17 protein-coding genes and 1 pseudogene are annotated in these 18,690 nt (G+C 37.0%); 5 read left to right on the top strand and 13 right to left on the bottom strand.

The annotated features are described in order from the left end of the window. Position 1 precedes the first annotated feature (1 nt). A complete protein-coding gene (fabG, locus tag LDX58_RS02795; RefSeq protein ID WP_227935316.1) occupies positions 2-766 on the bottom strand; it encodes a 3-oxoacyl-ACP reductase FabG in 765 nt (254 codons plus the stop codon). Positions 767-1,178: 412 nt separating this feature from the next. On the opposite strand from fabG, the gene LDX58_RS02790 reads away from it, so the two are divergent. Further along, complete coding sequence (locus LDX58_RS02790) at positions 1,179-2,075, top strand: LysR family transcriptional regulator (RefSeq protein ID WP_227935315.1); 897 nt, start codon at positions 1,179-1,181, stop codon at positions 2,073-2,075. Positions 2,076-2,549: 474 nt separating this feature from the next. Here LDX58_RS02790 and LDX58_RS02785 read toward each other — a convergent pair whose 3' ends face one another. From LDX58_RS02785 to LDX58_RS02775, 3 genes and pseudogenes are all read right to left on the bottom strand, one after another. Then, positions 2,550-3,560 carry an NADP-dependent oxidoreductase gene (locus tag LDX58_RS02785; protein WP_227935314.1) on the bottom strand — a complete coding sequence of 337 codons (1,011 nt, stop codon included), beginning with the start codon at positions 3,558-3,560 and terminating at the stop codon, positions 2,550-2,552. A 250-nt stretch (positions 3,561-3,810) separates the two neighbouring features. Next, positions 3,811-4,845, bottom strand: a pseudogene (locus LDX58_RS02780) (IS4 family transposase). 559 nt (positions 4,846-5,404) lie between these two features. Further along, entirely contained in the window at positions 5,405-6,313 is a 909-nt protein-coding gene (locus LDX58_RS02775; RefSeq protein ID WP_227935313.1) for a ketopantoate reductase family protein, read from the bottom strand. 1,022 nt (positions 6,314-7,335) lie between these two features. Between LDX58_RS02775 and yhfH (LDX58_RS02770) the strand changes: the two genes are divergently transcribed. Together yhfH (LDX58_RS02770) and yhfH (LDX58_RS02765) are read left to right on the top strand one after the other, a co-directional pair. Further along, entirely contained in the window at positions 7,336-7,485 is a 150-nt protein-coding gene (gene yhfH, locus LDX58_RS02770) for a protein YhfH (RefSeq protein ID WP_308017423.1), read from the top strand. 50 nt (positions 7,486-7,535) lie between these two features. Further along, a complete protein-coding gene (gene yhfH, locus LDX58_RS02765) occupies positions 7,536-7,685 on the top strand; it encodes a protein YhfH (RefSeq protein WP_308017421.1) in 150 nt (49 codons plus the stop codon). Positions 7,686-7,965: 280 nt separating this feature from the next. On the opposite strand, the gene LDX58_RS02760 is transcribed toward yhfH (LDX58_RS02765), so the two are convergent. The 8 genes from LDX58_RS02760 to LDX58_RS02725 form a co-directional block, all read right to left on the bottom strand. After that, entirely contained in the window at positions 7,966-9,156 is a 1,191-nt protein-coding gene (locus LDX58_RS02760) for a cytochrome P450 (protein WP_227935486.1), read from the bottom strand. A 101-nt stretch (positions 9,157-9,257) separates the two neighbouring features. Next, the gene (gene bioB, locus LDX58_RS02755; RefSeq protein WP_227935311.1) at positions 9,258-10,265 is read right to left on the bottom strand and encodes a biotin synthase BioB; all 1,008 of its coding nucleotides are present in this window, start codon (positions 10,263-10,265) and stop codon (positions 9,258-9,260) included. A 2-nt stretch (positions 10,266-10,267) separates the two neighbouring features. Continuing rightward, complete coding sequence (bioD, locus tag LDX58_RS02750; RefSeq protein WP_227935310.1) at positions 10,268-10,963, bottom strand: dethiobiotin synthase; 696 nt, start codon at positions 10,961-10,963, stop codon at positions 10,268-10,270. Next, positions 10,960-12,138: an 8-amino-7-oxononanoate synthase gene (gene bioF / locus LDX58_RS02745; RefSeq protein WP_227935309.1), complete on the bottom strand. Its 1,179-nt coding sequence runs from the start codon at positions 12,136-12,138 to the stop codon at positions 10,960-10,962. Before bioF ends, bioD begins: the two co-directional genes overlap by 4 nt. Beyond that, on the bottom strand, positions 12,122-13,489 hold the full coding sequence (gene bioA / locus LDX58_RS02740) for an adenosylmethionine--8-amino-7-oxononanoate transaminase (protein WP_227935308.1): 1,368 nt from the start codon (positions 13,487-13,489) through the stop codon (positions 12,122-12,124). Before bioA ends, bioF begins: the two co-directional genes overlap by 17 nt. Further along, a complete protein-coding gene (gene bioW / locus LDX58_RS02735) occupies positions 13,470-14,252 on the bottom strand; it encodes a 6-carboxyhexanoate--CoA ligase (protein ID WP_227935307.1) in 783 nt (260 codons plus the stop codon). Before bioW ends, bioA begins: the two co-directional genes overlap by 20 nt. 88 nt (positions 14,253-14,340) lie before the next feature. Next, entirely contained in the window at positions 14,341-14,502 is a 162-nt protein-coding gene (locus LDX58_RS02730; protein WP_227935306.1) for a hypothetical protein, read from the bottom strand. Between the two features lie 469 nt (positions 14,503-14,971). Continuing rightward, complete coding sequence (locus LDX58_RS02725; protein ID WP_227935305.1) at positions 14,972-15,472, bottom strand: GNAT family N-acetyltransferase; 501 nt, start codon at positions 15,470-15,472, stop codon at positions 14,972-14,974. A gap of 693 nt (positions 15,473-16,165) precedes the next feature. Between LDX58_RS02725 and LDX58_RS02715 the strand changes: the two genes are divergently transcribed. Then, positions 16,166-16,333: an aspartate/glutamate racemase family protein gene (locus LDX58_RS02715; RefSeq protein WP_227935304.1), complete on the top strand. Its 168-nt coding sequence runs from the start codon at positions 16,166-16,168 to the stop codon at positions 16,331-16,333. A 237-nt stretch (positions 16,334-16,570) separates the two neighbouring features. After that, the gene (locus LDX58_RS02710; RefSeq protein WP_227935485.1) at positions 16,571-17,227 is read left to right on the top strand and encodes a DsbA family oxidoreductase; all 657 of its coding nucleotides are present in this window, start codon (positions 16,571-16,573) and stop codon (positions 17,225-17,227) included. A 188-nt stretch (positions 17,228-17,415) separates the two neighbouring features. Here the strand turns inward: LDX58_RS02710 and LDX58_RS02705 are convergent, their stop codons facing one another. Then, entirely contained in the window at positions 17,416-18,261 is an 846-nt protein-coding gene (locus LDX58_RS02705; protein WP_227935303.1) for a sulfatase-like hydrolase/transferase, read from the bottom strand. Positions 18,262-18,690: the final 429 nt, after the last annotated feature.

Below are 18,690 nucleotides of genomic sequence, written 5' to 3'. Positions count from 1 at the left end.
TTCACCCTTTCGGACCTCCTGCTACATACAGCACTTGACCACTAACAAATGATGAGCGCTCATCTGCAAAAAACGCGACGGCATTGGCAATATCTTCTGGCTTACCACTTTTTGCAACTGGAATCTTACTAATTGCTGCTTTTGAATATTCTTCAAAGGTAACCCCGACTCTTTCTGCTGTTGCTTTCGTCATCTCTGTTTCAATAAAACCTGGTGCAACGGCATTCGCCGTGATCCCAAACTTTCCTAGTTCAAACGCGAGTGTTTTCGTAAATCCTTGTAAACCAGCTTTTGCTGTTGCGTAATTGGCTTGCCCTTTGTTCCCTAGAGCAGATGTTGAAGATATATTAATGATTCTTCCATAGTTGTTTTTCACCATATATTGCTGGACAGCGCGAGTGGCATAAAAAGCACCCTTTAAATGGACTTCCATGACAGTCAACCAATCTTCGTCTGTCATTCTAAACAACAAATTATCGCGAATCACACCAGCGGTATTAACAAGAATGTCGATAGATCCAAACGTTTCCACTATTTCCTTCATTGCCTGTTCTATTTGGTCGCGCTCTGTCACACTCGCTACTTTTGTATAAACGGGAATTCGCTTTTCCTTTAACTCTGCTTCTGTTTCCTTCATTGCCTGTTCATTTACATCAATGATCGCAACCTTTGCCCCTTCGGCAGCAAAGCGCTCCACAATCCCTTTTCCAATTCCTCGACTTCCACCTGTAACAAGAGCTGTTCTTCCCTCGAAATTCCTCATCATTTCACCATCCTCAAGTCTATTTAATTTAAATAATGTCTCACTAATAGAAATTACTTCGCTTTACGAAATTAATCTCATTGAGTTAAATAAGAAGTAGAATTGAAGATATCCACTCTAGTGGCTACCCACTTTTCAACAACTCCTCGTTAATGCAGAGGCAATAACGCGTTACTTACACAATTCCACACTATGAAATATGGCTATACTAAATATCTCATCCTTTCGAAAAAGTCCATCGATTGAAAAGACTTTAGATTTCTGAATATATGAAATATTCATAATATATGTTTATGGTAGAATATTTTGTAAATATAGTCTAATATCAAATTATAACTACTATAATACCTTTAAAGTCTTAATATCGAGCAATGACATTACATAAGGACTCCGACATATATAAGGGGGAAATACTATGGAACTTCGTCATATTAAATACTTTATCGCAGTTGCGGAGGAGCTACATTTTGGAAGAGCGGCGACTCGATTAAATATTTCTCAACCTCCACTTAGCCGACAAATAAGCCAGTTTGAAGATGAAATAGGAGTTAAACTATTTTTTCGTACAAAACAAAAAGTAGAGCTGACCGATGCAGGCAAAGAACTGCTGAAACAGTCTTATGAAATTTTAAAAATGGTTGATAAAGCATGTAAAGATGTTCGAAATATATCTCAGGGCTTGAAGGGTTCGTTGTTAATCAGCTATGCAAGCGGGATGAATGAAGTATTGATCCAAATAGTTCTGTTATTTCAAGAGGAATTCCCAAATGTTAAAATTGTATTACAGCAGTCCTTATCTTCAACTATAATTGAAGATTTAAGAGAGAGAAGTATTGACATTGGAGTTATGCCATACTTCGATTGTGAATTCTTACAATTTCAGACTGTCACCGAGTCTCCTTACGGTGTGATTTTACCAAAAACACATCGATTAGCAGAAAGAACTTCTCCAATTGCGGTGCGTGAATTAGCCGAGGTTCCTTTCATTGCGACTACCAAAACTTCTATCTATTTTAGTCATATCATGTCTATTTGCAACCAAGCAGGTTTTCATCCTAAAATTTCTCAAGAGGCACTTGGATTACCAACAATCATATCCCTAGTTGCTGCCGGAATGGGAGTCGCACTAATTTCTAGACTATCCTACGAAAAACATACAAATCCGAACATTGTGTTCAAGGAGATATCTCCCGTTACTAATCTTCAAACTTCTTGCGCTTGGCACAAAGATGAAAAATCTCCTGCTGTAAATACCTTCCTTACTTTCACTCAAAATTATTTAAAGAACAATAATGTTTTAGTAAAGAAATAATAGTCGCGTTATATTCTTAAAACATGAAACCCAAATAATGGACACCTATAATAAAGTGCCCCTATTCGGGTTTCATGTTTTTTGAGATAAATCCGTCTGTAGAATTAACTAAACCCGAAGGAATTAGGTAAAGATACTCATACAGAATATCCAATAAATTAAGATGTTTTTGCGATCACTTGATCATTAATCTCTTTTGAAACATTCCAAATCAACGGGGGATCAATCCGCCCTAGAGCAATGGAATTGGCATAAATTCCGTATCTTCTCACACACCAGGTAATTGGCGTGTCAAGGCTATTATTCCTGTTTACTTACTGCATAATGGGCTGCAGTTATTGAACTATATGTTCGTCCAGTCAAAGAAGCGCTGATTATAATTCGTTCTCTCCCAGCTGTTTTTATTAATCTTAGCTACTTGGCTACAATAAAAAATCTCTAATTCTCACAGACAAGGTTCTCTAGTTTTTGTATTTATTCGTATGAAACCTTTACAAGTTGTTTCCCTATATTTTCTCCAGAAAAAAGTCCTATAAATGCTTGTGGCGCACGTTCTAATCCTTTAATAATTGTTTCACGATATTTTATTGTCCCATCATTTACCCACTCACCTAATTGTTTTAATCCTTCTTCTTGACGCTGTACATAGTTTGATACGATAAAACCTTGCATTAGTGCACTGCTGTGGATTAATTTTCTGTGTACACGTGGCCCCATCTCTAGCTTTTCCTGGTTGTATTCAGCGATTTGACCACAAAGGACAATTCTAGCTTGAAAGTTAATTAGATTCATAACGGCGTCCGAAATATCACCACCTACATTATCAAAATAAACGTCCACCCCTTTAGGACAAGTTTTTTCTAGTGCTTCCAACACGTTTTCTGTTTTATAATTTATCGTCTCATCAAATCCAAGTTCATTTTTTAAATATTGGTTTTTTTGATCTGTACCAGCAATTCCAACAACATGACAACCTCTTATCTTTGCAATTTGTCCTACAACCATTCCAACAGCCCCAGCTGCTCCAGAAACCACTACCGTCTCTCCTTGCCTTGGCTTCCCAATGTCCAGTAAGCCAAAGTAAGCGGTTAGTCCCGGCATCCCAACAACCCCTAGAGCGGTTGAAATCGGGGCTAGTCTAGGAGCTACTTTTCTTAGATTGCTGCCATTTGAAACAGAATAGTCTGCCCACCCTAAGCGTCCCTCAACGATTTCTCCTACTTTAAAACTTGGATTCTTAGTTTCTAATATTTCTCCAACAACCCCTCCTATTAATACTTCATTTAATTCAAAAGGATTGGCATATGTTTTTATTCCTCTCATTCTTCCTCGCATATATGGATCAACTGAAAGATAAATTGTCCGTATTAATAGCTCTCCCTCTTTGATCTTCGGGATATGATTAAGAATCAGCTGAAAGTTTTCAGGTTTCGGCACTCCAGTTGGCCTACTGACTAAGTGGATACTTCGATTTAATTTTTCCATTGATTTACCTCCATTAATTAAACAATTAATTTAGATGAATTAGCCAAAGCAATTTACGGTTGTATAAAAAGTAATTTAATTCAACTAATAAAATCACTAGTGTTGCATAAAACCACACAATTATAATTTGAATATTCTCTTTATATTCTTTTCTGGAAAATGAGCTAAAAAGACAATCCCAAGCAAAAGGTGGCACTGTCCATTTGGAAATTTTATACAATTTCCACTTGACAACAACGACAAGTACATGTTAGGGACTTCCTCTTTGCTCAATGAATCCGAACCATACTCTTGCTGGTCTCCACATGGTTGCCTTGAGCCATCGGGTATCCGTAATAATGTTGGTTTTCCTTTGATTTCAAGTTGAACGGAGTACATTCAGGCAATACGTAATTAATGCAAGGAAAATTTGATTGTGTACAGCTTGTTCGCTGTATCCAAAAAATGTTTTTATTTCAACGTGCTACTTTAACCATTTGAAAAATAACTCTATTGCCCATCTTGAACGGTACAGGTCGCCTATTTCTTCCGCTTTTAAGTCAAAGCGATTCGTGATCAAACGTATAGGATTCCCTTTCGAATCGACCATTTCAAAGATTCGAAATACATTTTCAGTACGCTTTTGTGATGTACCGATGTAATCGGACTTCCTTCAGGTAAAGAGTAGGATTCAACTTTTCTTATGACGGCATTCTTTTTAAGTCTTGAGACAAAAAAATTCCTTCATCAAAGTACCGATCAAATCGTTCATAGTCGATAAATCCACGATCAAACACATGGCATCTTTGTCATCAACGAGAATCTCCAGTTGATTCCGATCGTGTTCAACGGCATTTGTGATAACGGCTTTATCAGGATAGACCGTATCTTGATCGCCAAAAACAAATCTATGATGAAGTTTGACACCACCCTTGCTCTTACGAAATGTAGCCCAGTTACAACGGGTGAGATTTAGCGGCAGGGTGCTTGAATCGACAATTTTTAAAGGAAGTGCTGATTTATGTTGGTTTGTTTTCATTTGAATCTGTCGAACTAATTCAAAAAAGACCATGAAAGAAAGAGACGAATCTATGGCCCTGTTTTTGCGAGAAAGCTGAGAGACACTGATTGATTTGAGCCCCAATTCTTTCTGTAAGTTTTCATCGGCTAGTTCTGCATTTAACGCATGAAGGCTTTACTTGTTTCAAGTGTGCATAGAGAAATAGTTTCGTAAAAAGGACGTTGATAATTTCTTCTTATACTTATCCAGTCCATCTTTTTTTACTTGTTCATTAAAAAGTTTCATATTTATGGGTGCATCCCATTTACCAAGTGAAGATAATCGTGTATCTTGTCCATAGCTGATATCCTTTACGTTGGATTTGGATAGGAACCACCTGTACTTCCATTGTAAAGGAATTTTTATGCGCTTACGAACTAAAATTTGAATATTGGGTGTATTTTGAATTTTAAGGAAATATTTATGCGACACTAGTGTAATAAAATCGCTCGTTTATTAGCTGAGGGATTCAATAGTATTTTATTACTAATTGAAAAGGATAATTCTTCCGTTTAGAGTTTCGTGTAGATTTCATCACTAGCTCTTTAGGTATGACCCTTAATGAATCTTTCTAACATTGTTTTTAACGTTTCGTTTAACGCTTTGTATTCAAGCTCTTTGCTTTTCTTGTCTAACTTTTTAAACGATTTTTTCGTTCAACCTAAGTTATAGAATGTGTTTCAGTATCTATTGTTAGTAAAAATTCCTTTAATTCTGCTTAAGCACTGGGGGTCAGACATTCTTTTCCTTTTTAAATGATTCATTTTTGATAAAAAAAATTCAAATTTGAATTAACTTGTACAAACTATTCCACTTCGTCAATAAATGATAATACAGCATAGATTGTACTTAATACAGGAACATCTACCCCAGAACGGTTACCGAGTTTTACAAAGTATCCACATAAAGCCTCGACTTCCATCTTCTTTCCTCTTTCACGATCCTGAAGCATCGAAGTTTTATGAGTTCTGGCTATTTCAGCATCTCTAAATACGTTATCTATTGTTTCTTGGGTTATTTCTATATTTACACTTTTGGCAACTTGCACTAATTCTCGAAGAATGGACTTAGATGTACAGCTTAATCTTTCATTATCTAAGATTTGACCAACTGTGGCATTAGTAACAGCAGATAATGGATTAAAAGTGACATTCCATAATGATTTTTCCCACTTCTTTTCTATTATATTGTTGGAATATTTACTACGAATACCCGCCTTTTGGAAAAGATCGATCACTCTATCAATAAACTCTTTCTGAGTTTCTTTTAAACCTCCAATAAAAAAAATATGTTTTCCACTCTGCGAGATAATACCAGATTCTTGTACTTTTACTGTTACGTAAGCAGAGCCCGACAATATGGAATCATCGCCAAAATTCTCACATAAAATCTCTTCGTTAACTACCCCATTTTGCAAACACAATATATAACAATTCTTCTTAATATATGGTTTTATTTGCTCACAAACCTCTTCCGTCTCGGTAGATTTAACCGTGAAGATCAGCAAATCTGCTTCCTTTATGCAGCTGAAGTTATCTGTAAAATGTTCGTAAACCTTAAAGGTCCCATAATGATGTTTAACCAGTAAACCTTCTTCATTCATTTTCTTCAAATGCTTCCCCCTCGCTATAAAGGTAACCTCACTACCAGCCTGTTTTAATAAAGCTCCTATATAACCTCCTACAGCACCTGCACCAATAACAGCTATTTTCATCAATATCACCCTTTATAAATATTTTTTAAAACTTCAAGTTACAAGAAAGGAAATACTCAATCAACTCCATCTATGTTAAATGCAATTATTATGCCATTTATAAAGTACCAAAAAAAGGTTCCTGACTCCCAGCTCATTAAAGCGCTGGGAGTCAGGAACCTTTGATACAAGCATTTCACCCTTAAGCACATCCATGCGTTCCAACCATTCCATTCGTTTCGCTTTTAGCAACGGCTTCGGTTGAAAAGTTTAGAATGTCTCAATCCTTTTACATGAGAAATAAATTTATCGGAATGCAGCTGTGCTAACATCCCCCCCCAACCGACAATAATAGTCTCTGGTTATGTTTTACAGCCTCATCCTCTTTAGGGGAGGAACACCTGCTTATAATTTCATCCAATTTTTGAAGCAACATCAAAATTGATATCTCCAAAGTCGATCCATAATCCACCGAATATGCTCCTGATAAGCTTAGTACGAGATATAACGGGTAAGATTGTAAGCACTAGCGATCACTCGTATCATATCTCATTCGTGAAGGATATACAGTAGTTTTTGGGAGGAATATGAATGTTTTGACACTAGTAAGAGGCCGAGCCAAACGCACCATGAAGCATAGCAAATCAAAAATCATCCTACCTCTAACCTTCATTTAAATAAGTTGAAGTTACCATTTAATAAAAAAGATGAAGCAGTCTGACTTTCCCTTTCTGCAAAAAACAGTGATCAGACCTTTACTGAAATCTTTACTCTTTTAAACGAAATCATTTTAGATTCAAAGAAACTGAACAAACGGAATTAATCGATAAGGCTTTTGACCGTCTTTAACGCTTAAAGAGTAGGAGCGATCAAGAACCTCTATTTTTTTGCAAAACATCTAAATGCTCTGAACACCCATTTACAGCTCTGATATAGTACAAATGCTAGATAATAAATAAAAAACAAAAATAATTCTGAATTTTATTGTAAAACAGTATTGCAATTACCTATCTGTTATAATACAATAAAGATAACAATAACAGATGGAGGGATTACCAATGACACCAACACCAGAATATTTTAGAAAGATTGAGCCGAAAATTTGTACAGATTGTGGGAATACTATTGAAGAGATGCATGAATCCTACCTTAACCAATGTGAAAAATGCTTAAGACACGTTGAGCACTCCTAATAATTGTCGCGCTCAAGTACTGTTATAAAACAGAATGGAGAGGATTTAAAATGAGAAAGTATCCAATGCACCCAACCATGAATTACTTCTCAACATTAGAGCCGAAAACTTGTCATGATTGCGGAGATCACATCGTAGAGATACAAGAATCCTGTTTCACTCAATGTGAACAATGTCTAAGACACGTTGAACATTCCTAGCATTAAAAAGACTGATTCTACTGAAGGACCTAAGTAGAATCAGTCTTTTTAGTTAAAAGGTTTCGAACCCAACACTTTAAAGGAGGGCACTAGGCAATTAAATGCTTCACTCCCAAGTTAAGTACACCAAGTCCCTCATTTTTTGCACCGGCTTCAAATAGGCGTCTCTTCCATACTGATCCATCATTCATTAAGAAAATCTAATCCCTTCATAAGGCAATGAATTGAAGAAGTTTCTTTATTTGCTCCTCATCTAGTGTGTAATCATTTTTATATTCTCTTAACTAAAGCTAATCGGCAATTCTTCTAATGCCCTAAATCCAGTAAGATTTCTCCATTGTACATCATCTGTATCCAGTCGGAGGTTTACTGTATTTTGTAAGAGCGTTTGTATAGCAATTTGTGCTTCCATTCTTGATAATATAGCACCTAAGCAAAAGTGAATACCCGCGCCAAAGGAAAGATGGGGATTGGGGTTCCTAGTAATATCAAAGACATTTGCGTTCGCAAATTGCTTAGGATCTCGGTTAGCCGCTCCCATAAAGACATAAACATGATCGCCTTTTTTGATTTCCGTTTGATTTAGGCTGACATTCTCCGAAGCAATACGGGCTGTCATTTGTGTTGAACTCTCATAGCGTAAACATTCTTCAATTGTCGATTCAATAAGTGATGGATTTTCGATTAACTTATGAAACTCAGTTGGATTCGTTAATAAACAGTAGACTGAATTACTTATTAAATTTACCGTTGTTTCATGACCTGCAATGACAAGCAATATGCATGTCGACAGTAATTCCTCTTCCGTAAGCTTGTCTCCGTTTTGACCTTCAGCTACTAATAAACTAATCATGTCCTCCTTGGGATGTTGACTCCGCTTAGCGATAAGCTCTTTAAAATACGTACGCATAGCCATAATTGTATCGTTTCCCTTAACAAGCGACTGTCTAGAACGTGTTAAATCAATCGTTTTAATTAAGGTTAAAGCCCATTCACGAAATAGATCTTTGTCTTCTTCTGGTACTCCTAACATTTTAGCAATCACAAGACTAGCTAAAGGAAAGGAAAATTCAGAAATGACATTCATCTTCTTTTGGTCTTTCACTTTCTGAAGTAGTACCAATGCTATTTCCTCTATAATAGGACGATATTGTTCCAGAGCTCTAAAGGTGAACCTTTCTCGGACAAACGCCCTTAACCGAGTATGGTCAGGTGGATTTTGATAAAGCATCATTTTGTTTTGTACATTTTTCAAGTTTTCATATTTCTTAGTTGTCTCGGGAATTGGAACACGATTTTGAAAGCGAATATCCTTTAGTATCAAACTAGCTTCTTCATACCCAGTCACATACCAACCCGGATACTTAAAGAAATTCCCTTTATAAATCGGCTGTATTGAACGAATTTCATCATAAAAGGGATACGGATTTTTGACAAAATCTGGAGTCGTAAGAGTTACGCTTTGATTCATCATAATATACCTCCCAAAGAAAAAGATGTGTGAGGCTACTGAAAAAGGTACGATTTTCACCTTTTTCAGTGACCTCTGTAACCTCTTCTTTTCAAATTCAATTATTTTCCTGCGGCTAAGCTTGCTTTCATTTCGTCTACACTTTCCACTTCAAACCCTAAATCAAGGAGCATTTTATGATCATCGGATTGTTCCTGACCAGCAGTTGTTAAGTAATCTCCAATGAAAATTGAATTTGCTGCATAGAGTCCGAACGGCTGCAATGAACGGAGATTAACTTCTCGTCCGCCAGAAATCCGAATTTCTTTTGTTGGATTAATAAAACGGAAAAGAGCTAAAACTTTTAAACAGTAGAGTGGCTTTAATTCATTTACCCCTTCTAATGGAGTACCATCAATTGCATGTAAAAAGTTGACAGGAATGGAGTCTGCATCTAGTGCTTTTAAACTTTTTGCCACATCAATGACATCTTGCTTAGACTCCTTCATTCCGACGATGACTCCTGAACAAGGAGAAAGACCAGACTCCTTTGCCAGTTCTACTGTATTTACACGATCATCATACGTATGGGACGTTGTAATCGAATCGTGGTGACTCTCCGATGTATTTAAATTATGATTATAGCGATCAACTCCAGCTTCTTTTAAACGTTTCGCTTGTTCAGGCTTTAAGATTCCAAGACAGGCACAAACCTTTAAGCCGTATGTATCCTTAATTTCTTTAACCGCATCAACCACTTGATCCACTTCCTTGTTAGATGGACCTCTTCCGCTAGCTACAATACAATAAGTTCCGACATTTAAATCATGCGCTCTTTTGGCTCCCGTGAGGATTGATTCCTTGTCGACCATTCTGTATGATTTTATTGGCGCTTCTGAAATAGAAGACTGAGAACAGTATCCACAGTTTTCTGGACACAATCCCGATTTTGCGTTCATGATCATATTCAGCTTCACTTTATTCCCGAAATACGCTTTTCGAATTTGATAAGTAGCATGCATAAGCAGCAATACTTCATCATCGGGACAATCTAAAATTGAAAGGGCCTCCTGATCGCTTAATTCGTGCCCATCTAATACTTTTGTTGAAAGCTCCATCCATTGATTCATGTTCATACCCCCATTTTTTTATAAAATCTATTTAAGTCAAGATGATCCTTAATTAAGCGCTTACTACTTTCGACGGTAACTTCCTTTATTTTTGGCGTTATTCCTAAAATGGGAACAGCACACATTTCTTCCATCACCTTCGGACTTGTTTGCTCTGCCAAATCTGGTGTTTCACTCATTCCGTTTATAATAATTCCACTTACGGTTATGCCTAATTTTCTAGCGTATTCTACCGTTAAGAACGTATGATTAATCGTTCCTAGGTTTGGTCGTGCGACAATTATGATGGGTAGATTAAGTGCTTTTATAACGTCACTGACTAAAAAACCCTTCCCTAATGGAACAGAAATCCCACCAGCTCCTTCAACAATGAAAAATTCATGCTTTTCCCGAATAACATTCCAATGCTTCACAATATCTTCTAGTCCGATATGCTTTTCTTCAAGTTCTTGAGCAACACCTGGAGCAAGAGGTTCATCAAATTGGAATGGGGTGATTTCCTCAAGGGTCAGTGACGTTTTTGACAGCTTTTTGAGCCAATATGAGTCACTTTCTGGATCATCCCGTTTCATTCCACTCAGCATTGGCTTAAACACACCAACATCCATGCCTTCATCCTTCAGTACTCCTGCAATCCCACCGGAAATGACGGTCTTACCAACACCTGTGTCTGTACCTGTAACAAAAAATCCCCTCAAATCATCACTTCCATTACTTTATCGATCTTTTTAAAAGCACTAATTAATTGATCAATGTCTTCTATGGAATGCTCTGCAGTAACCGTTAAGCGGATTCGACTTTCTCCATCATTAACAGTTGGCGGCCGAATGGCTGGTGCAAATATGCCATACTCTTCTAACCTCTTAGAGAACCACACTGCCTCCTCCGCTCCTCCTATGATAACGGGAATAATCGGTGTTTCATCCCCTTTTACGTGATAGCCTAATTCTGTTAACTTATTTTTTATCAAATTCACTTTTCCTTTTAATGAGTTTCTCATTGTCCGGTCATTTTCAATAATATCTATCGCTGCATAAGAAGCTGCGCAAACACTAGGGGGAATAGCGGTTTGAAATATAAACGTTCTCGCTTGATTCATTAAAAAGTCTATTAATATGCTAGAACCAGCAACAAATCCCCCTTCTGTCCCTACTGCTTTACTCAAAGTTCCAATCATCACATCTGGTTTCACGTCAAAATGCTCACTCGTACCTCTGCCTCTTTCACCTAAAACACCCGTACCGTGAGCATCATCGACTATGACATACGCATGATATGTTTTTGCTAGAGACATAATCTTATCTAATGGAGCAAGATCACCATCCATACTAAATACACCATCTGTCACGATAAAACAGCGTTGATACATTTGAATTTCTTTTAATTTGGTTTCGAGATCATCCATATTCCCATGCTTATAAACGATTGTTTTTGCTTTTGATAGACGACAGCCATCTATTATACTTGCATGATTAAGCTCATCACTTAAAATAACATCTCCCTTTTCAGGTAAAGTGGACAGGACACCAACATTTGCGAGATAGCCACTTGAAAAAAGCAGGGCTGCTTCTGTTTGCTTAAAACTTGCAATTCTTTTTTCAAGGGTTTCATGCCAGCGCGTATTTCCAGTCGTTAATCTTGATCCGCTGCTTCCCATACCAAACTCATGCAGAATGGATTCGGCCGCGTAAATGAGTCGTTCGTCACTAGCTAAACCTAAGTAATTGTTTGAAGAAAACACGATGACTTTCCTTCCGTTAACTTCCATACGAGGTTTAGCTGCACTATTCATAACGTTAAATGTTCGATGCAGTCCTTTTTCTTTTATTTTATTAACTCTTCCCGATAACCAAGAATCAAACGTTCCGTACAAATGATGCTGCCTCCTCTCTTGTAATCACCTCGATTGCCACTTTCATGATGTTTACCATCTCTAGAAGTTCTGTCTTCGTGCTTACGAGTGGAGGCATAAATACGATGACATCTCCTAGTGGTCTCGTAAGCATGCCAAGTTCTCTCATCTTTAATGAGACTTTGTAGCCAATTCTTCTTTCACTTGGAAAGGGCTCTTTCGTCGATTTGTCATGAACAAGCTCAATCCCACACATAAATCCTAACTGCCTAACGTCACCAACATGAGCGAACGAATTGAACTCTTCTAGCATCGTTTTTAATTCTTTTGACTTACTAGCAACGTTTTCAACAATCGTTTCCGATTCAAACAGTCGCAAGTTTTCTATTGCAACTGCACACCCTAGCTGATTCCCTGTATAAGAATGCCCATGAAAAAAGGTTTTTAACTTTTCATAGTCATCGTAAAAAGCTTGATAGATTTTTTCCGTCGTAAAGGTAACAGCAATTGGGAGATACCCTCCTGTAATACCTTTACCGGCTGCCATTAAATCAGGTTGAACGTTTTCATGCTCACACGCAAACATTTTACCCGTACGACCAAAGCCAGTCGCTACTTCATCAACAATCATTAGGACATCATATTTTGTACAAAGTGCTCTTACACCTGATAGAAATCCTTCAGGCATTACAATCATGCCTGCTGCACCTTGAACCATTGATTCAATCGAAAGGGCTGCAATTTCCTCGTGACTTTCAACAAGAAGTTCTTCAAGCGCTTGTAAGCATTCATCCCGACATTGTTCGGGATCTTTACTATTTGATCGATACACATTAGGAATTGGAGCTTTAAAACTATCAAACATTAGTGCACCGTAAACGTGATGAAAAAGGTCGATCGAACCGACACTTACAGCTCCAATCGTATCGCCATGATAACCGTTTCGCATCGAGATAAACTTTTGCTTTTGCGGTTTTCCAACGTTACTCCAATATTGAAAGGCCATTTTCAAAGCAATTTCCATCGCTTCAGCACCACTATCTGAATAAAAAACACGTGTTAGATTTTCAGGAGTGATTTCTATTAGCTTTTCTGCAAGCTCTGTCGCCGGTACATTTGTCATTCCGAGTAAAGTAGAATGAGCAATTTTCTCAAGTTGATTTCTAATCGCTTGATCTAATTCTTTTTTACGATGTCCGTGGACATTAAGCCAGACGGATGAAAAGCCATCATAATATTCCTTCCCATTAATGTCCTTTACTTTAATGCCATCGCCACTTTCAATCATAAGAGGGTCTTGATCATAATCCTTCATTTGTGTAAAAGGTAACCATAAGTGCTTTTTGCTTTTCTCAATTAATTCGTGTGTCATTCTCTTCCTCCCACTCTAGTAGTATTGGTTCTTTTTCAAGGTAGTCTATATACGTTTCTATGTTCTCAGAACGACCTACAAAAAAAATACGACAGCCTCTTTCATCACCATATTCCTTAAGGTTTGAAATTCGTTGATAGCCGAGCTCCTTACTTGCAACATAGCCAGTAACGTAGTCCGGATCATCGGACCAACATAATTCAGCGATTGTGTCTGGATGATTGGCTACTTTAGTTGCAAGAGTAACCGCTTCCTTTACTCTAAAATGAACAGGCATATTCTGTCTCGTAGCCCATTTTTCAAAGGTTTCGTCAAACCAATCCATCCGTGAAACACGAATCCCTTTTTTGCCTCTATTGTCCACCCGTTCACCTGAATGAGCATCTATTAAAATGGCTCCCCTCATTCCATCATTTTGTGAGATTACATCATATGCCATGTCAATCGTTTGCTTAGGTACTCCACATTTCTTTAGAAGATTAATGGCTACCTCATGGCCTTCATCTGCGTTTGAAACAGTGTTTGTCTTAATATGTAATGGTGCTAGTAAATGAAAGGGTTTATCCACTTCTTCAAATTGAATTTGCATAAAATCAGGAGCTCCTCTGGCATGCGAAAGTGCCTTGTCCATTAGGGTGTTCATTGCCTTTTTTATATTTTCATAAGTTGCAAGCATCTCTCCTCCTGAAATATGCTTCCCCCCTTTTTCATGGGAAGCGTCCTTTGCAGCTCTCATTCGAACGCTAAAAAATTTATCCTGCATATTGTCTAGCCCCTAACTTTAAAACATCTCTATGAAACTTAGCTAATCGTAAAATCACAATTATTGCAGGTAGCACTCCAATTAGTGCCTATACTTCTACTTGAAGTGTAGTTGAAAGAGCCAAACGTGCAGGAAGATTAATAATGGAAGCTACTAACTGAAATTCTAAGCTAGGTATAAATAGATGTAGGTTGGTCATCGTTGTAACGATTATAAAACTTGCTAATAATAATAGGTTATGAACATTCATAGATTTTCCATCCCCTCTCCTTTCTGAATGTTAACTATATTTAAAAATAAGTTTACAATTTGATCATTACATATGTCAACAAGATTTTATTTCAGGTTAACAATTTCCCTGGAAAATGTTGATTTAATTGAATGAGATCTAAATCAGCACCCTATTTTTGACATCTACAGTACTCAGAATTTAACATAAATACTCTCATACCAACCTTTTTTTGTACTCTAGAAAACGTTCACGTTTCAAAACTTGCATCCTATAGATTGTACCCATGGCTTAGCTCTAAAAAATAAACTGACAGAGTTATCTGTCAGTTTATTTTTTGGTTTATTTTTTAGTTTACTTTTATATTGATTTGATGATTCCTATGCTTCAATAAGTTTCATATCTAAGGCCTAGTTAATGAAATTTCCAATGGCAATCATAAAAAATACGAGGTTACAAGTCATGCAACCTCGCATTTTATACGCCTTCATCAAATCCCAAGCCGAAACGCCTTCACAATCACCCCGTCATTCGCAGGTTCAAAATCAAATTGCGGCAATCGCTCGAAGCCCATCTTCCCATATAGATTAATTGCACTTTTCATGAAATCTGCCGTATGTAACCCAATCGCATCAAAGCCTTTTGCTTTCGTTCTTTCAATACATTCATTAATTAACGCTCTTGCAACGCCTTTACCTCTTGCTTCTGAGGTCACAGCGAGTAAGCGGATCTCGGAATAATCGATTTCATCAACAAGCCCTTCATAGGCATCTGACTTAGGAGGAAATAGAGCGACACTTCCTAGTATGTTTCCATCAATTTCAGCAACAATCAGTTCAACACCTTCTTGCACATCTGCTTCTGAAGAAATCGCTTGTTTTAGAGCTTGCCAATGTTCTTCCGTAATAGCTTGTGCATGTTCACTATATGCATCCAATCTTTTAGTACGAATCTCAAGTAATTCTTCCTTTAAAGCATCACGTATGTTCATTCGTTCGTAACTCCTTTAGTTAATTAGAAATTTTTCTTCTTGTTTACTCAGCAAGTAACGATTATGCTGCGACTGAAGTCCCTTTAGCTCTGGCCATTTAGGCAAGGTTTTTACGTCACCATTATTTTGAAAAACAGTGTCGATGTGTGATAATGCTTTTTAATCGTGTCAAAATCTGTTGTATCTCCAAAACTTGGTGTTTGATATAAGTCGCGAAGATAGCCCCATAAATGCTCGTATTCACGGATAAGGTTTCGATTGGTATTAAAGCTACATCAAAACGATTTAATGTTGCATAAAGACGAATATCCGAATCTGTAATAAACTCTCTAAATAACAATCGTTAGTTAAAGGCACCGTCTTTTTTAAACTAGTTTGTCATGTTTGCTGTATGAGTATCGAGCTGCTAGCTTGTTGATCTGTCATGGAAACATCCCCTTTTGCGAGTCATATCGATTTTTAACTTTGCACGGTGGAAATATATCGGTTAATTTAAGGTTTGATTAACCGATTCGATAGATCTATCAGCTCATTTCTAATTTTATCAATCTATTCTTTAAATATATCTGCTAATACGTATTATTATCAACTATTTACAACTTTTTTTAAAATTAAATAGTAACTCATCTTTATTATAATTAGGAGCACTTAAGCTGGTGATATTAATTTCAACATAACAGAAAGGGGTATTTTATGATTTATCATGCAAGAAAAGGTCAAGTGTTTTACGGTCACACCATTGGAATTCTAATGCTTGATAGCTTTGTCCCCTTGATTCCTGGAGATGTTGGCAATGCGACAACTTATCCGTATCCTGTGTTATATCGAACTTTGAAGCATATCACAACTAAAAAGATGTGAATATGGAGTCTAATGTACATGTTGAACTATTCAGATTAACTTTAGTTTTTGTCTTGTTTGATAACAATCAAAATCACCTAACATTTTTAGGCAGATTACTACTGATGAGAGAAGGCTGAAGATTGGTCAAGACTAACGAAAATCGTTTATACTATGTGGGAATATAGAAATCAGATGGAGGTAGATCCTATGTTATATATTGAAATGTGGACTGACTTTGCTTGACCATTTTGCTCTATTGGCAAAAAGCGTCTGGAGGACGCAATTCAGAAAATAGAACAACCCGTTGAAGTAGTTTATCGGTCGTTCGAGCTAGATCCTACCGTTGAACGGAATGTCCCTTATAATATCTATGAAAAACTGGCCTCAAAATATGGTATGAGCCTAGATCAAGCGAAGGCAAATTGCCTGAACATGGTTCAAATGGCACAGGAAGCTGGTTTAGAATTTAATTTAGATACGTTAATTTTAACGAATACCTTTGACGCGCATCGTTTGGCAAGTTTCGCCAAAAGTCAAGGGTTGATGCATAAAATGACAGATCGATTATTACGAGCCTACTACACTGAATCCAAGCATATCGGGGATCATGCGACACTAATCGATTTAGCGGAAGAAGTTGGCTTGAATCGTGATGAAGTCACCAAGATGCTCTCAAGCAGTGAGATGAGTGATGTGGTTCGCGCTGATGAACAGGAAGCACAGGACCTCGGCATTAGAAGCATTCCTTATTTCATTATTAACAAAAAATACGCCATCTCTGGTGCTCAGCCAACTCAAGCGTTTGTCAATTCCTTGGAACAAATCATCGAACAAGATGGTCCTTTCACAAAAGGAGAAGAACAAAACGGAGCGGTTTGCGATGAAAATGGATGTGAAATTCCAGAAAAATAAGGTCACTAAAAAGGCGGTATCTTGTTTAACACAAGATACCGCCTTTTTCACTAGCACGGATTAATCGATCGCTGTCATCAGTGGAATGTTCTGCGGTAACAGTTAACTGAATCCGACATGCTCCATCCTTAACCGTTGATGGACGGGTCGCTGGTGCAGATTATGCCATACTCTTCCAACCTTTTAAGTTAATGATGTCCTACTGGACTTTCGTAAGCTATATATGAATTCATTCTCGGACGCTTACCTTTAACTACTTTCTTCCCAGGAGACGTTGCTTTTAACTCATTTTTATCGATAGCAGGATCTTGCTCTCGTGAAGACAATATATTAATTAATTTTTTACGATACTCTGTTCTTTTTTCAAATTCCTTTTGAACAAGATTGTAAATTTCATTGGGATCGTCTTGAATATTAAATAATAATTCATAACCATCTTCTTCATACCATATATACTTCCATTCTCCATCTGTTACCATAAAGGATCGATATCCATCTTTACCAAGTTCCCCTAAAAGTACTTCCCGAACCTTTTTAGAATTATCCTTAACAAGCGGGAGTAAACTTCTACCATCAATCCCCTCAGGAATGGAACCGTATCCTATATCAACAAGTGTTGGTAATATATCCTGCAAACCTACAACTGTATTATTCGTACTATTTGGTTCCCACTTGTCCTCTAAACGCTGGTCTCCTTGATATGGTGGTTTAATAATTAATGGAATGTTACAAGACCCTTTTAAAAAATTAAATTTTTGCCAGAGGTTATGATCTCCTAAATTGTCCCCATGATCTGCTGTGAAAATAATCCAAGTATTATCTAAAATACCCTCTTCCGAAAGAGTTCCAAGAATTCTATTAATTTGCCTATCGATATGGGTAACTGACGCATAGAAAGCACGCTTTGCCAACTCAATTTGATTTTTTGTCATATTCTTTCCAAACGACAAGCCCATTTGATGATATATCGGGTAGTCTTCAGCCCAATCACCGATAGGAGATTCAGGTATATCCTCACGTTCATAAACATACAAATGATGGAAACACTTTTATCTTAAACATTGGTCAGGAAGAAGGAAAAATAATGAGCTAAAAAGGATATCAAATCGGAGTTTTAATATTTAAGATTAAAAGTAAATTAAAAGTACCTACCTTTGTCAATCGTCACAAAGATATAGAGCTACTAGAAAATCCTTAAAAAACACATTAATAATCACAGGATTAAATGGTTTGCATGCTTCCCAGAAAGATATTAATCTTTTAAATTTTAACAGCTATTGGAAAAATAAAAAAAACGGTAATGTTCGGATTATTAATTTCCATTGAGGTTTGAAGTTAAGAAGAGTAAGTCTTTTATCTATGTCCTATTATTGAAATATATCTGCTATTTCGGCTTGTTCACCGACCAAAATTTAACATTTATCGCCTACATCAGTTTTCATCGGCTAACTAAAACCATCCTA

Source organism: Alkalihalobacillus deserti (genome assembly GCF_020734105.1).
Lineage (GTDB): Bacteria > Bacillota > Bacilli > Bacillales > Bacillaceae_D > Halalkalibacter > Halalkalibacter deserti.
Note: the sequence above shows the minus strand (reverse complement) of the source record. Positions and strands in the feature narration are given on the sequence as shown.

Bases quoted from the DNA above. Each gene is read 5' to 3' on its own strand.
- fabG (WP_227935316.1), bottom strand. From the start codon at position 766: ATGATGAGGAATTTCGAGGGAAGAACAGCTCTTGTTACAGGTGGAAGT.
- LDX58_RS02790 (WP_227935315.1), top strand. From the start codon at position 1,179: ATGGAACTTCGTCATATTAAATACTTTATCGCAGTTGCGGAGGAGCTA.
- LDX58_RS02785 (WP_227935314.1), bottom strand. From the start codon at position 3,560: ATGGAAAAATTAAATCGAAGTATCCACTTAGTCAGTAGGCCAACTGGA.
- LDX58_RS02775 (WP_227935313.1), bottom strand. From the start codon at position 6,313: ATGAAAATAGCTGTTATTGGTGCAGGTGCTGTAGGAGGTTATATAGGA.
- yhfH (WP_308017423.1), top strand. From the start codon at position 7,336: ATGGAGGGATTACCAATGACACCAACACCAGAATATTTTAGAAAGATT.
- yhfH (WP_308017421.1), top strand. From the start codon at position 7,536: ATGAGAAAGTATCCAATGCACCCAACCATGAATTACTTCTCAACATTA.
- LDX58_RS02760 (WP_227935486.1), bottom strand. From the start codon at position 9,156: ATGAATCAAAGCGTAACTCTTACGACTCCAGATTTTGTCAAAAATCCG.
- bioB (WP_227935311.1), bottom strand. From the start codon at position 10,265: ATGAATCAATGGATGGAGCTTTCAACAAAAGTATTAGATGGGCACGAA.
- bioA (WP_227935308.1), bottom strand. From the start codon at position 13,489: ATGACACACGAATTAATTGAGAAAAGCAAAAAGCACTTATGGTTACCT.
- bioW (WP_227935307.1), bottom strand. From the start codon at position 14,252: ATGCAGGATAAATTTTTTAGCGTTCGAATGAGAGCTGCAAAGGACGCT.
- LDX58_RS02730 (WP_227935306.1), bottom strand. From the start codon at position 14,502: ATGAATGTTCATAACCTATTATTATTAGCAAGTTTTATAATCGTTACA.
- LDX58_RS02725 (WP_227935305.1), bottom strand. From the start codon at position 15,472: ATGAACATACGTGATGCTTTAAAGGAAGAATTACTTGAGATTCGTACT.
- LDX58_RS02715 (WP_227935304.1), top strand. From the start codon at position 16,166: ATGATTTATCATGCAAGAAAAGGTCAAGTGTTTTACGGTCACACCATT.